10 protein-coding genes and 2 pseudogenes are annotated in these 14,499 nt (G+C 63.2%); 6 read left to right on the forward strand and 6 right to left on the reverse strand.

Translation table 11 applies throughout. The features are described 5' to 3' along the window. Nucleotides 1–41: 41 nt before the first annotated feature. Together BN2156_RS05995 and BN2156_RS06000 are read right to left on the reverse strand one after the other, a co-directional pair. A complete protein-coding gene (locus tag BN2156_RS05995) occupies nt 42–1,712 on the reverse strand; it encodes an FAD-binding dehydrogenase (protein ID WP_090511316.1) in 1,671 nt (556 codons plus the stop codon). 72 nt (nt 1,713–1,784) lie between these two features. Next, nucleotides 1,785–2,378: an Rv1733c family protein gene (locus BN2156_RS06000; protein WP_131725132.1), complete on the reverse strand. Its 594-nt coding sequence runs from the start codon at nt 2,376–2,378 to the stop codon at nt 1,785–1,787. A 343-nt stretch (nt 2,379–2,721) separates the two neighbouring features. Between BN2156_RS06000 and ctaD the strand changes: the two genes are divergently transcribed. From ctaD to BN2156_RS06015, 3 genes are all read left to right on the forward strand, one after another. Next, nucleotides 2,722–4,422: an aa3-type cytochrome oxidase subunit I gene (ctaD, locus tag BN2156_RS06005; protein WP_090511320.1), complete on the forward strand. Its 1,701-nt coding sequence runs from the start codon at nt 2,722–2,724 to the stop codon at nt 4,420–4,422. Beyond that, nucleotides 4,419–5,402 carry a class 1b ribonucleoside-diphosphate reductase subunit beta gene (nrdF, locus tag BN2156_RS06010; protein WP_235625217.1) on the forward strand — a complete coding sequence of 328 codons (984 nt, stop codon included), beginning with the start codon at nt 4,419–4,421 and terminating at the stop codon, nt 5,400–5,402. The genes ctaD and nrdF overlap by 4 nt, the downstream gene beginning before the upstream one ends. Before the next feature lie 103 nt (nt 5,403–5,505). Next, entirely contained in the window at nt 5,506–6,861 is a 1,356-nt protein-coding gene (locus BN2156_RS06015) for a protoporphyrinogen oxidase (protein WP_090511322.1), read from the forward strand. A gap of 42 nt (nt 6,862–6,903) precedes the next feature. On the opposite strand, the pseudogene BN2156_RS06020 reads toward BN2156_RS06015, so the two are convergent. Continuing rightward, a pseudogene (locus tag BN2156_RS06020) lies at nt 6,904–8,476 on the reverse strand (Rieske 2Fe-2S domain-containing protein). A gap of 491 nt (nt 8,477–8,967) precedes the next feature. On the opposite strand from BN2156_RS06020, the gene BN2156_RS06025 reads away from it, so the two are divergent. The 3 genes and pseudogenes from BN2156_RS06025 to BN2156_RS06035 form a co-directional block, all read left to right on the forward strand. Next, complete coding sequence (locus BN2156_RS06025; protein ID WP_090511324.1) at nt 8,968–10,161, forward strand: 3-ketosteroid-9-alpha-monooxygenase, oxygenase component; 1,194 nt, start codon at nt 8,968–8,970, stop codon at nt 10,159–10,161. Next, nucleotides 10,158–11,360 carry a 3-hydroxy-9,10-secoandrosta-1,3,5(10)-triene-9,17-dione monooxygenase oxygenase subunit gene (hsaA, locus tag BN2156_RS06030; protein WP_090511326.1) on the forward strand — a complete coding sequence of 401 codons (1,203 nt, stop codon included), beginning with the start codon at nt 10,158–10,160 and terminating at the stop codon, nt 11,358–11,360. The genes BN2156_RS06025 and hsaA overlap by 4 nt, the downstream gene beginning before the upstream one ends. A 3-nt stretch (nt 11,361–11,363) precedes the next feature. Then, a pseudogene (locus tag BN2156_RS06035) lies at nt 11,364–11,693 on the forward strand (2,3-dihydroxybiphenyl 1,2-dioxygenase); the annotation flags it as partial. Between the two features lie 131 nt (nt 11,694–11,824). On the opposite strand, the gene BN2156_RS06040 reads toward BN2156_RS06035, so the two are convergent. The 3 genes from BN2156_RS06040 to BN2156_RS06050 all read right to left on the reverse strand — a co-directional run bounded on the left by BN2156_RS06040 (nt 11,825) and on the right by BN2156_RS06050 (nt 14,447). Next, complete coding sequence (locus BN2156_RS06040; protein ID WP_090511329.1) at nt 11,825–12,133, reverse strand: WhiB family transcriptional regulator; 309 nt, start codon at nt 12,131–12,133, stop codon at nt 11,825–11,827. A gap of 134 nt (nt 12,134–12,267) precedes the next feature. Continuing rightward, entirely contained in the window at nt 12,268–12,873 is a 606-nt protein-coding gene (locus tag BN2156_RS06045) for a hypothetical protein (RefSeq protein ID WP_131725133.1), read from the reverse strand. An 80-nt stretch (nt 12,874–12,953) separates the two neighbouring features. Next, a complete protein-coding gene (locus tag BN2156_RS06050) occupies nt 12,954–14,447 on the reverse strand; it encodes a flavin-containing monooxygenase (RefSeq protein WP_090511334.1) in 1,494 nt (497 codons plus the stop codon). Nucleotides 14,448–14,499 lie beyond the last annotated feature (52 nt).

The raw sequence follows: 14,499 nt of genomic DNA on the forward strand, positions 1-14,499 counted from the left end.
TCGACAGGGAACCGCCCCACGGCGTTCCCTGTGGCCGAACCTCAGAGTGAGTCTGCCGCGGCCCGCCCAGCCGTACGACCAGTGAACAGACAGCCACCGAGGAACGTCCCCTCCAGCGCGTTGTACCCGTGTAGCCCTCCGCCTCCGAAGCCGGCGACTTCACCGGCCGCATAGAGCCCGTCAATAGGTTGCCCGTCCAGTCCGAGCGCGCGTGAGCGAAGATCGGTTTGGATGCCGCCCAGCGTCTTTCGCGTCATGGTGTGCAGTTGCACGCCGATCAACGGCCCGGCCTTTGGGTCCAGGATCCGGTGCGGGACGGCGGTGCGGGTCAAACGATCTCCGGCATAACGTCGCGAATTGCGGATGCCTTGGACTTGTGCGTCTTTGCTGAACGGGTTGGCCACCTGCAGATCGCGCGCCTCGATTTGTGCCCGAACCAGAGAGGGGTCGATCAGGGGCTCATCGGTCATTCGGTTCATGGCCGCCACGAGCTGGTCGAGTGTCCTGGCCACCACGAAGTCTGGGCCATGACGCTTGAATGCCTCGACAGCCCTGGGTGCCCTGGTGTTGAGCAGGCGGTCTCGGACCACTGCCCCGACGCTCTTCTTGGTGATGTCGAGGTTCTGTTCGGAACCAGACAGCGCGAACTCTTCCTCGATGATCTTCTGGTTGAGTATGAACCACGAATGGTCGTAGGCGGCGATATCGGGATCCGTGCGCAGATGGCGCAGGGTGCCGAGGGTGTCGTAGCCCGGCAGATACGGTTCGGGCAGTCGTCGCCCCAGGGCATCGAACCACATCGACGACGGCCCGGGCAGAATGCGGATCGCGTGATGGGGCCAGACCGGACTCCAGTCGCGTACCCCTTCGGTGTAGTGCCACATGCGGTCGCGGTTGACCAGTCGCGCACCGGAATCGGCGGCAATGGTGAGCATGCGACCATCGACGTGGGCGGGAACACCGGTGATCATGTTCTTCGGTGGACTGCCAAGGGATTTTGGCCAGAACTGACGCACCATCTCCTGGTTCCCGCCGATACCGCCGGCCGCGAGGATGACCGCCGCGGCGGTGAGTTCGAACTCGCCATGCGGATCCCGATTTGTCGAGACGCCTCGAGGGGACGTGTCGGGCGCCAGCACTGTGCCACGCACGCCGACAACCGCTCCCGAGTTGACGAGTAGCTCATCGACACGGTGCCGGTGGTAAAACCTTACGTGTCTGTCGATCTCGGCCTGTCTGGCCAAGTTGACGAACGGTGCCACCAAACCAGGGCCGGCGCCCCAGACGATGTGAAATCGAGGCACCGAGTTGCCATGTCCACTGGCACACAGGTCGCCACGCTCCGCCCATCCCACGCTTGGCAGGAATCTCACACCGTGACTGGCCAGCCACGGCCGCAATTCCCCCGCGGCGAATTCCACATAGGCTCGGGCCCATCTGTTCGCCCAAAGATCCTGGTCGTCAAGACGATCGAACTGGGCACTGCCCTGCCAGTCCGCCCAGGCAAGCGCAACCGTGTCCCTCACTCTGAGACGCCGTTGCTCAGGACTGTCGACCAGAAAGATTCCACCCAGCGACCAGAAGGCTTGTCCACCCAAGTTGGCGGGTCCTTCCTGATCGACCAGGGCAACCTTCTTGCCCCGCCTGGTCAGTTCGTGGACAGCGGCCAGACCTGCTAAGCCAGCACCGATGACAATAACGTCTGCATCCACCGGACGTACCTTCCACACATCAATGCCACATAGGCCAAAAGGCGTTGGGACGGTGTTATTTTCGATCAGGTCTCAACGTTGCTTCCCGCTGAGCCCTCCGGTATCGCTTTTCAGCAACCGCAACTCGTCGTCCCACTTTCGATAACGCAGCCGCACCAACCACTGCTGCGTTAAGGACGCTGCCAGCCCAATCACGCCAATAGAAATCAGCCACACCGCAACTCCGATGGAAGCCGCGTCCACGCCGGCTTGCCAAGAAGGTGGTGGTGGGGGCACTTGCCGACCGGTGGAATCGACCAAGATATCGACCTGACTGCCCGCTTCCGCCGCGTGGCTCAGAAAGACTGAGCCAGAACGCTCTCCGAACGGGGTCGGCCAGCGAGCCGGTGTTTCGAACTGCCTTCCGGTCCTCCCGATCGCCTCCTTACTCGGGGCCGTCACGCGGGCCTGCACGGTGTGGCGAGACGCCGCCTGTTGGGCATACAGATGTGATCGGCTGTCATGGGCCGCGGTGCTGATCGCGCCAGTGATTGCCGTCGCAGTCAGAATCAGAATGATGACCACGACGGCGCCGACCGCCTCCGCCCGGTCAGTCAGCCGAATTATGGGATTGGCGCCCAGCGCCCGCACGATCCAACAACGTCCGGCGCCGAAGGTGAAGTGCATCAACAGAAACCTCCTTGTTTGAATCCCGCCTTCCATCGTGCTGAGGCCCGCCGCACGATGGACAGAGGACAAAGGCCGCTCCATACTCTGATTCTTGGGGACCTTCGGCGTCAGATCGATTACGAAAGACCCTATGCTGCATGGACTTTCTCCTCCAGAGCTCACCCTTTGACGACACGTCCCGATAGAGGACTTATGGCCCTTCCGTGCGGGGACCGAGCGAGAAACAGTGGATAGCCAACCGGACACCTTGCGGAAAGCGCCGCCAACTGCCTGATCCTGAGAACCGCCGATTCAGCCCTTCGTCGGTGCGTGGGTGTGGGTATAGAGAGGAGATCTGTCAGTGACTGCCGAAGCCCCTCCAATCGGAGAACTCCAGGCACGTCGTCCGTTTCCGGAACGGACAGGCCCCAAGGGCAACCTGATCTACAAACTCATCACCACGACCGATCACAAGCTGATCGGCATCATGTACTGCGTCACGTGTTTCACGTTCTTCGGGATCGGCGGCGTGATGGCGCTATTGATGCGCACCGAACTGACCGAACCCGGGATGCAGTTCTTATCCAATGAGCAGTTCAACCAGCTGTTCACCATGCACGGCACGGTGATGCTGCTGTTCTATGCCACCCCGATCGTGTTCGGGTTCGCCAACCTGGTGCTCCCGCTGCAGATCGGCGCGCCCGACGTGGCGTTCCCGCGGCTGAACGCCCTCTCATATTGGCTGTTCCTGTTCGGAGCGCTGATCGCCCTCGGCGGCTTCATCACCCCCGGTGGCGCAGCCGATTTCGGCTGGACCGCCTACACCCCGCTCAGCGACGCCATTCACTCCCCCGGCGCCGGAGCGGACCTGTGGATCCTGGGAATCGCCGTCGGTGGTCTGGGCACCATTCTCGGCGCGGTCAACATGATCACCACCGTGGTCTGCATGCGCGCCCCAGGTATGACGATGTTCCGGATGCCGATCTTCACCTGGAACATCCTGATCACCTCCATGCTGGTGGTGATCGTGTTCCCCCTGCTGACCGCCGCGATGTTCGGACTGGCCGCCGACCGCCGGCTCGGCGCCCACATCTACGACCCCGCCAACGGCGGCCTCATGCTGTTCCAACATCTGTTCTGGTTCTTCGGCCACCCCGAGGTCTACGTCCTGGCCCTGCCGTTCTTCGGTGTCGTATCCGAGATCATTCCGGTGTTCAGCCGCAAGCCGATCTTCGGTTACACCACACTGGTCTACGCCACCATCAGCATCGCCGCTCTGTCCGTGGCTGTTTGGGCGCACCACATGTACGCCACCGGCGCGGTCCTGCTGCCGTTCTTCTCCTTCATGACGTTCCTGATCGCGGTGCCGACCGGCATCAAGTTCTTCAACTGGGTGGGCACCATGTGGCGCGGCCAACTCACCTTCGAATCCCCGATGCTGTTCTCGATCGGCTTCCTGGTCACGTTCCTGCTGGGCGGTTTGTCCGGCGTGCTGCTGGCCAGCCCGCCGATCGACTTCCACGTCACCGAGAGCTATTTCGTCGTCGCGCACTTCCACTACACCCTGTTCGGCACCATCGTGTTCGCCACCTACGCCGGCGTGTACTTCTGGTTCCCGAAGATGACCGGACGTCTGCTCGATGAACGCCTGGCGAAAGTGCATTTCTGGCTGACCTTCATCGGCTTCCACCTCACCTTCCTGGTGCAGCACTGGGTCGGTGACGAGGGCATGCCGCGCCGCTACGCCGACTACCTGCCCACCGATGGGTTCACCACATTGAATGTGGTCTCCACCATCGGATCCTTCATCCTGGGCATCTCGGTACTGCCGTTTGTGTGGAACGTGTTCAAGAGCTGGCGCTACGGCGAACCCGTCACCGTCGACGACCCCTGGGGCCACGGCAACTCGCTGGAGTGGGCGACCTCCTGCCCGCCGCCGCGGCACAACTTCACCGAGCTGCCCCGCATCCGTTCGGAGCGCCCCGCATTCGAGTTGCACTACCCCCACATGGTCGAGCGGATGCGCCTCGAAGCCCACGTCGGCCACAACAACGAACCATGACCATGCCGAGCGCGGACGAGCCGCTACCGGAGCCTCTGGAAGCGATCAACTGGAACGCAGTCACCGACTACCGGGACATCGAAGTATGGAATCGGTTGACAGCCAACTTCTGGCTCCCCGAGAAAGTGCCATTGTCCAATGACCTGGCCAGCTGGAACAGCCTCAGTGAAGCCCAGCAACTGCTCACCATACGGGTATTCACCGGCCTCACGCTGCTCGACACCATGCAGGGAACCGTGGGATGCGTTGAAATGCTCGCAGATTCGCTGACCCCACACGAAGAGGCCGTCTATACGAACATGGCGTTCATGGAGTCGGTTCATGCCAAGAGTTACAGCTCCATCTTCTCCACCCTGTGCTCCACACGCGAGATCTCCGATGCGTTCGCGTGGTCACGCAGCAATATCTACCTACAGCGCAAGGCTCATATCGTCCACGACTACTACCGCGGCAACGACCCGCTGAAAAAGAAGATCAGCTCGGTCATGCTGGAGTCGTTCATGTTCTACAGCGGCTTCTACTTGCCGCTGTATTGGGCAGCACACTCGATCCTGCCCAATACCGCCGACATCATCCGGTTGATCATTCGCGACGAGGCCGTGCACGGGCACTACATCGGCTACAAGTTCCAACGCGGATTTCACTACGAAACGACCGCGCGGCAAAACGAATTGCGCGAGTTCGCCTACGCCATGCTCACCGAGCTCTACGACAACGAAACTGACTACGCCCGCTATCTCTACGACCCGCTGGGCATGACAGATCCAGTGCTGCCCTATATGCGCTACAACGCCAACAAAGCCCTCGCCAACCTTGGCTTCGACCCATTGTTCGCGCGCGCCGACAGCCAGGCTCCCGTGGAGATCCTGTCCGCGCTCGACCCCGGGGCAGCCGAGAACCACGACTTCTTCTCTGGCAGCGGCAACGCGTACGTCATCGGAACCGCGGTCACGACCACCGACGACGACTGGAACTGGTAGTTCCACATCGAGGGTCTTTCTGCTCTAGCAGCCGGCAGCGGATCGGTGGATCGTCCAAGTGACACCGCTCATTTGACGACGGTGCCGGAAGAGGGATAGTCCTATGGGCCTTTCGTATTGCATTGTCGGTGGCGGAATCTCGGGTCTGGTAGCCGCCTACCGGCTTCGAAGGTCCGCCGGTCCGGACGCGTCGATCACGTTGTTCGACGGCGCTGATCGGCTCGGCGGCGTACTGCGCACCGTGCGTCTTGGCGGGCAACCATTCGACATCGGCGCCGAGGCCTTCATCACCCGCAGGCCGGAAATGCCGGCTCTGCTGGCCGAGCTCGGGCTGGCCGATCGCCAGATCCAGACCACTGGTGCGCAGCCGTCGCTCTACAGCTGTGGGCAGTTGCACCCGTTGCCGCAGGGCGCAGTGCAAGGGATCCCGACGTTGGCATCGTCGATGCTCGACCTGGTGGACAACGCATCGATCGCTCAAGTTCTCGACGAACGCATCCGCCCGCTGACCTGGAACGTCGGCGCTGATCCGACCGTCGCGGAACTGGTCGGCGATCGGTTCGGGCAGCAGGTCGTAACCAGGTCGGTGGACCCCCTGCTGGCCGGTGTGTATGCGGGATCGGCGGCGAGCATTGGCTTGCGCGCGGCTGCCCCGGCCGTGGCTGTCGCGCTCGATCGCGGCGCGACGAGCTTGACCGAGGCGGTGCGCAGGGCATTGCCAGCCCCGGTTTTCGGGTCGGCCTTCGGTGCGGTGCGGGGTGGCTACTCAGTGCTGGTCGACGAACTACGTCACCGGGCCGGTGCCCATTGGATTCAGAAGGGTGTCCAGCGAATCGACAGCACCACCGGTGGCTGGGAGGTGATCGATGAAGAAGGTGGCTACTGGCCGGCCGATGCAGTCGTGATTGCTGTTCCGGCGCCACGCCTGCCCTCACTGATCGAGCACCTCGCGCCGCACAGCGCGGCAGCTGCGCGCCGCATACCCGTCGCCTCGGTGGCCGTTGTAGGGCTGGCTCTTCCAGCGGGCACACCGCTGCCCCAGCAGTCGGGGGTCTTGGCGGCCAGCGGAGAAAAGCTGCGCTGTAAGGCGATCACCCTGTCGTCGCGGAAATGGGGCCGGTGCGGCGATGTAGAACTGGTCCGGCTGTCGTTCGGCCGACTGGGCGACGAACTGGCCCGCAACGCCACTGACGACGACCTGCTGTCCTGGGCACAACAGGATCTGGTCACCCTCTTCGGCATTGCCGTGGAGCCCGTGGACTCTCACGTGCATCGCTGGATGGACGCGATCCCGCAGTACCAGCCGGGCCACCGAGGGGTGATCACCGAGCTACGGGCTGGGCTGCCGCCAACGCTGGTGGTGGCAGGCGCATACCTGGATGGAGTCGGGGTTCCAGCGTGTGTCGGGACGGCTACCCGCGCGGCCGAGTCACTGCTGACCGCCTGCGCGACACGGTAGGCGTGCCGCCTTGCGATCGAGGAGGCACGCTCCGAAAGGTGGTCAGTCAGTCGACCGGGTACGGGGGCTGGTCGCTAGCTCGTGGCCCTTGGTGGTCAGGCATTTGCCGTTGTCCAGGTTCCACTGCCAGCCGTGCAGGTTGCAGGTGAGGGTGTTGCCCTCCACCACACCGAATTTGGACAGGTCGGCTTTCAGGTGTGGGCATCGGCGCTGGATCTGGTAGCCGTCCAGGGTGATCGACGAGGAATCGTCGTGGGCCTCGGCGAACCAGCCGTCGGCGTAGGCGATGCGTTCATCGGTCAGGCACTTGAAGAAGGTGTACAGGTACTCGTTGTAGCCGCCGACGCGCCAGGCTTTGAACCGGGTGGACAGGAAGATGGTGTTGACCCAGTCCGGCTCGTTGTCGCGCAGCACGGTGCGCACCAGCTCGGGCGGGATGGCGAATCCGTAGCGGAACTTCTCGTCCGCGATAGGTTCGCGCACAAGACGTTTCGGGAAATCCAGGACCACGGTCTCGGTGTGGTCGGGCCCGGACAGGCGCAGTTCCACCGGGTAACCGATACCGTCGCAGATCTGGTCGGTCTGGCTCATGATCGGCTCGAACAACGCCCGCAGCCCGGGCAGCAGGGATTCCCCGGCCGCGGGCGCCCATGACGCCTTCTGCGCGGCCAGCACCGGGGCCATCCGCGCGGCGTACTCTTCGATGTAGGCGGCTTTGCCGGTGGTGAAGATCGTCTCCGGATCCGGCACCGGATGCGTCAGCGAATCCAGTTGCGAGCCGGTGAAATCCGCGGTGCTGCCCGGGATCATCAGCAGGCCGCCGTCATGGCCGTGGCGCCGCATCTGATCGAGGAACACCACCTGGTCGGGGAAGATGTTGGCCGGGTCGCCGTGGTCGTCGTTGAGATCACGCAGCTCGGCATCCAAAAAGCACGGCGGCCCGGCCGACGGGATCACCCACGTCGCACCGACCTGCGCGATGTACTGGCGGCACCGGTCCATCTGGCGCTGGCGCTTTTGGACGCCGAAGGCCTCCTTGGCGCGGGCCGGCATGTCATAGACCATCGGATACCAGATGGCGCCCGAGTACTGCAGCATGTGCACGTCGATCTGACCGAAATCGGTGTGCAGCATGTCCAGATCCACTGGGCGCGCGTCGTTCATGTTGACGGCAACGGCTTGGTCTACCTCGAGGACACAGGACCGACTCGCTGATCGGTCCGTCGGCCGGTGCGCGCAGGGCGATGATCATCACGTCCAGCTCGCCCTTGGGGCCGCGCACGGTGTGCTTGACCGAATCGGTGGTCTCGAAGAACCGGTGAAAGCCCAGCGCCTGCAGTTCGCGCTGCAAATCCGGCACCGGGAAGTCGGGCAGCAGCACCACCGCGTCCTTGTTGACGTGGCGGCTCAAATTCTGCGGGTCGAAGTGATCCTTGTGCAGGTGCGACACGTAGAGGTAGTCGACGTCGCCGAGGGTGTCCCAGTCCAGTCCGCTGTTGTCGGGGAACGGGAACCACGAGGCAAAATAGGCGGGGTTGACCCAGGGGTCGCACAGAATGCTGCCAGCCTTGGTCTCGATCAGGAAGCCGGCATGCCCGACGCTGGTGACCTGCACAAACAACCTTTCGATGGAATCAGAAACGAAATGGACCGGTGCCCAATAGGGTTTCGCTGTGCGGCGTCAGTGGCCGCCGTAGTCGACTTGCCAGTGCTTGATGAGCGTCGAGAGGATCGAAGCCTTCCGCGAGATTCAGATTGGCCATGGCTGAGGGCTCCCCACATTCCACATTCTCGGGCTCTGCGATGTAGCAGCGCACCATCACTATTGCCCTGGGCACCTGTCCACAAAAGGGCCTTTAGTCCCTAGCTCCATGTTCGAACCATGAATCGTATTGCATGCCAACAAAGTTCATCCTGGCTGCGGCTGATCCGTATGCACGCCAATAGGGACAGCCCGATGCGGCGGACCGCGCCGGGGTCGCATCGGGACGGCCCAAACTAGGGACCTTCGTCCCTATTCGACCGCTTCGGCCTGCCCTTAGTGTAGCAATCCAGCGAATTAAGGAACGTGTTCTCGTTTCCCGTTAGGTGGCTGGAGGTAACGGATTGTCCAACGATTCGACTGGTGCCGCGGTGCGTGAGATCGATGTCGGGACGGCTCCGACGCGATTTGCCCGGGGCTGGCATTGTCTGGGCATGCTGTCAGAGTTCGTTGACGGAAAGCCGCACTCGATCAACGCATTCGGAACGAAGTTGGTGGTCTTCGCCGACAGTGAGGGCGCGGTGCACGTGCTTGACGCGTACTGCCGACATCTCGGTGGCGACCTCTCGCAAGGCGAGATCAAAGGTGATGCCGTTGCGTGCCCGTTCCACGACTGGAGGTGGGCCGGCAATGGCCGCTGTACACAGGTCCCGTATGCGAAGCGCGCTCCCCGACTTGCTCGTACACGTGTGTGGATATCGAGTATCCGTGCAGGTCTCTTGTTCGTCTGGCATGACCCAGAGGGCGGTGCACCGTCGCCGCATCTGGACATCCCCGACATTCCTGAGTTTCGTGACGACGGCTGGACGGAATGGTCTTGGCGCACTGAGCTCATCGGCTCGAACTGTCGAGAGATTGTCGACAACATCGTCGACATGGCGCATTTTTACTACATCCATTTCGGCTTTCCGACCTATTTCAAGAACGTGTTCGAAGGCCAGGTGGCGTCGCAGTACCTTCGGACAATCGGCAGGCCCGACGTCAACCTGGGCGGTTCGCACTATGCCGGCGAGCAGATCCTCGATTCCGAGGCGTCCTACTTCGGGCCGTCGTTCATGATCAACCGCCTGCACAACAGCTACAGCGGGTACGAAGTTGAAGCGATCCTGGTCAACTGCCACTACCCCGTGACGCCGGATTCCTTTGTGCTGCAATGGGGAATCATGGTATGTCGCCCGCAAGGCCTGAGCGACGAGGCCACCGACATGCTGTTGCGGGCGTTCACCGATGGTGTCAGCCGTGGCTTTCTGCAAGACGTCGAGATATGGAAGAACAAGACGCGTATCGACAATCCACTTCTGGTGGAGGAGGACGGTCCGGTCTATCAGCTGCGACGGTGGTACGAGCAGTTCTATGTCGACGCCGCCGACGTCACCGCGGACATGACCGATCGCTTCGAGTACGAGGTGGATACCACGGCCGCCAACGAGTACTGGCGCCAAGAAGTCGCGGAGAACCTCCGGCAGCAAGAAACCCTGACCCCGGTCGACACAGACCTCGGTCTCAATCAGCGCAGCGTTGGGAAGGCAGTTCAGTGACTTCTGTTCAGCAAGGTACTACCCGGGCGGTTCACGACACCCGAACAGTTCTGGCGGGCGTCGACGAGTTGTTGCCGCTGCTGCGCGAGCGGGCCCAGTCCACCGAGGATTTGCGGGCGATCCCCGACGAGTCCCTGACAGCGCTCGAGGACATCGGGTTCTTCACCCTGCTGCAGCCCGAGCAGTGGGGCGGTCTGCAGTGCGACCCCACCATCTACTGCGAGGCAGTGCGCCGGCTGGCCAGCGCCTGTGGTTCGACCGGCTGGGTGGCGGGTGTGCTGGCCGTGCACAACTGGCACCTGGCGCTGTTCGATCAGCAGGCCCAGGAAGACGTCTGGGGTGACGACCCGTCCGCACGCGTGTCCTCGTCGTACGCCCCGATGGGTGCGGCCCATGCCATCGACGGGGGCTATCTGGTGTCGGGATCATGGCAGTGGTCGTCAGGAAGTGCGCACGCCACCTGGGCCTTCGTCGGTGGCCCGGTCATCAAGGACGGCCGGCCGGTCGATTTCGGCAGCTTCCTGATCCCGCGGACCGACTACCAGATCGACGACGTCTGGAACGTCGTCGGCCTGCGCGGCACCGGCAGCAACACCGTCGTGGTCAAGGACGTGTTCGTGCCCAAGCACCGCTTCCTGTCCTACAAGGCCATGAATGACGGCACCGCCGGCGGGTATCGGACCAACACCGCCCCGGTCTACAAGATGCCTTGGGGCACAATTCATCCCACCACCATCTCGGCCCCGATCGTGGGTATGGCCTACGGCGCCTACGACGCCCACGTCGAGCACCAGGGCAAGCGTGTCCGCGCCGCCTTCGCCGGCGAGAAGGCCAAGGACGATCCGTTCGCCAAGATCCGGATCGCCGAGGCCGCCAGCGACATCGACGCCGCCTGGCGCCAGCTGTCGGGCAACGTTGCCGACGAGTACGCGCTGCTGGTCGCCGGTGAGGAGATCCCGTTCGAGCTGCGCGCCCGCGCCCGTCGCGACCAGGTGCGTGCCACCGGCCGCGCGATCGCCTCGATCGACCGGCTCTTCGAGGCCTCGGGTGCCACCGCGCTGTCCAACGACGCTCCGGTACAGCGGTTCTGGCGTGACGCACACGCCGGCCGGGTGCACGCGGCCAACGATCCCGAGCGCGCCTACCTGATCTTCGGCAACAACGAGTTCGGCCTGCCCCCGGCCGACACGATGGTCTGATACATGACCGCTACTCACAAGATCACGGAGAAGAGAATCCGGTCGTTGGGGTACCTGCGCATCGAGGCCACAGACATGGCGGCTTGGCGCGAGTACGGGTTGAAGGTGCTCGGCATGGTAGAGGGAGCGGGGCCTGCTGCGGGAGCACTGTATCTGCGGATGGACGACTTCCCTGCTCGACTGGTCATCATCCCGGGTGAGACTGACCGCCTGTTGTCGTGCGGTTGGGAGACTGCGAACGCCGAGGCCTTGCGCGACGTTCGGTCCCGCCTCGACTTCGAGGGCATTCCCTACCGTAAGGGGACAGCGGCCGAGCTCACCGATCGTCGCGTTCGGCTGTGAAGGATTGCAGGTCGACGACCTCGATTGGATTGTCCGGGAATCGACTGCCGTCAGCCTGTGGGGACACGACTTCGGCGTTGGATCCCAGCTGCGCTGACGCTGTTTGAACTCCCCCGGCTTCGCTACGTCGCCGAAGCGCCTCCCTCCCCGCTGGCCGGCGACAGTGCCATCAGTATGTCGCCGCGTTCATCGGCCGTCAGCCCTCCCCAGACCCCGTGCCGTTCGGCGAGTCTCAGCGATTGTCTGAGGCATGCACGCTTTACCGGACATGCTTGGCAGATCGCCTTGGCCTGGGCTACACGTCGTCGTCGCGCCGCGGCTCTTTCGCGATCGGGGCCATAGAACACCGTCGGGTCGGCGTCGCGGCAGCTGCCCCGTGAACGCCAATCCAGAGAGGCCGACTCAGCAATCGGCCGCTGGCAGGTGTTCATCGGACCAGCACGGTGAGGTGCGGGAAGGCGGGCCACAAATGCTCCTTTCGCGGCTACCGATCAGGTACAACGATTCGACCACCGCACACCTGCTGCCGCTAGGGACTGAAGTCCCCGGCCGGTGAGGGCATTTGTCAGGGCCTGATCTGGATCCCCGACAAGATGTGCTCCGAGTCCAGTTGGAATGTACGGTTTTGCGGTGTCACGCTCTGTGCAGCGACAATGACGACGGACATCTTGCCTTCGATGGGAACAGCGACGGCGATTGCCGTGGCACTTACTCTGTCAGCGGTGTAGGAGACTCTGCGGGCGGAGTATCCGCATACGGTCGCCGGGTGCTGCGAAATATTCTGGGCGCCAATATTTTCGAAGCCCGCGATGCTGTCGTTCAACATCTCGTCAGGCGTCTGATCTGGCTCTGTTGCCTCACCGGCGGCAACAGTGATCACAGGCACCCCGTTTCCATCGGCCAGTGCATTGTTGCGCAACACGAGCTTCATCGGCGGCTTGATGAAGTCCGGTTCTGATTCCCAATTGGGTGGCTGCGGAATCCGCATCGTCGGTTGCCCGGCGGCCAGGGAAACATCGATCCACCGGTCAGCCCTCACAATTGCGCAGTGTGCTGCCGCAGGCTGCGGCGTCGGTGTTCCTGTGGCTCCTTGGGCGGCCGCCGAAGTCGCTCGCTTGTTCTCCTCTGCGCTGCCGCAAGCGGCCAACAGCGCGGCGGCGACGGCGACCACAACGAGTGTGTGTCCGAGCAGCTGGGGACTACCTCGATGTGCCGCTGACCGCGAAACCGTCATCAGGTCCGAAAAACCTTTCACCGAACAGATCGGGTTTTCGTCGCAACCTTCTCGAACGCGAGATTCGGGTCGACCACGGGCCCGTTTCGTAGCATCGCCACGTCATGGAAGTAGTTCATCGACATCACCCACGGGCCCGTGACGCCGCGGCGAGGCATCTGACCCAGAGCTCGCTGCACGTACCCTGCCGAGAAGTCCAGCAACGGAAGAGTTTCCATCTCCGGATCAGCGACCGGCCACACCATGTCATAGCCGTGACCGTCCATGTGGCTCAGCAGCCGGCAGAAGTGCTCGCACAACAGGTCGATCTTGAGCGTCCACGACGAGTTGGTGTAGCCGAACGCGAGCACGAAGTTGGGAACGCCGGACAACATCATGCCCTTGTAGGCCACGGTCTTCGATATGTCGACCGGATCACCGTCAACCGTAAGGGTCATCCCGCCGAGCAGCTGGATGTTCAATCCGGTTGCGGTGACGATGATGTCGGCGTCGAGCTCGCGGCCGGACTCCAGCAGGATGCCCTTCTCGGTGAACGTCGCGATGCGGTCGGTGACCACCGAAGCACCGCCGTCACCGAGCGCGGCGAACAGGTCACCGTCAGGCACTGCGCACAACCGCTGGTCCCACGGGTTGTAGTGGGGGCTGAAATGCTCGTCCACCGGATACCCCGCGGGCAGCTTGGCGGCGTTGATCCAGCGGATCACAGCCCGGGCCGCCGTCGGGTACTTCTGGCAGAACGTGTAGACCCCACGCTGTTTGAGGATGTTCTTACGCCGGGTCAGCGCGTAGCCACGCTTGTCGCCCAGCAGCCGCTTGGCGGTGTTGGCGAACTTGTCCTTGGCCGGCACCGGCATCACGTAGGTCGGTGAGCGCTGCAACATGGTGACGTGGGCCGCGGTCCCCGCCATCGCCGGGACCAGCGTGACCGCGGTGGCACCGCTGCCGATCACGACGACCTTCTTGTCGGTGTAGTCGAGATCCTCGGGCCAGTGCTGGGGGTGCACGATGCGTCCGGTGAACCGCTCCTGGCCTTCGAAGCGCGGGGTGTAACCCTGGTCGTAGCGGTAGTAGCCGCCCCCGCAGAACAACCAGCTCGCCGAGATCTGCACGAATTCGGGATCCGCGCCCTCACCGTCGGTCCGCTCGATGTCCACCGTCCAGCTCGCCTGCACCGAATCCCAGGCCGCGCCCAACACCTTGTGGTGGAACCGGATGTGGCCGTCGATGCCGTTCTCGGCGACGGTCTCACGCAGGTAGGCCAGGATCTTGTCGGCGGTGGCGATGGCATGCTCGTCGCGCCACGGCTTGAACTCGTAGCCGAAGGTGTGCAGGTCCGAATCCGACCGGATGCCCGGGTAGCGGAACAGGTCCCACGTGCCGCCGGTGGCGCCACGGGCCTCCAGGATCGCGTAGCTGCGGCCCGGATGTTCACGCTGCAGGTAATAGGCGGCACCGATGCCGGAGATGCCGGCGCCGATGATCAGCACGTCGAGGTGTTCGATATCAGTCACAGCCAACCAAGCCTTTCGATGCACGGGTTTATCGATGCCGCAGTTCTTGTCG

The sequence above is a fragment of the Mycolicibacterium neworleansense genome (assembly GCF_001245615.1).
GTDB classification, from domain to species: domain Bacteria; phylum Actinomycetota; class Actinomycetes; order Mycobacteriales; family Mycobacteriaceae; genus Mycobacterium; species Mycobacterium neworleansense.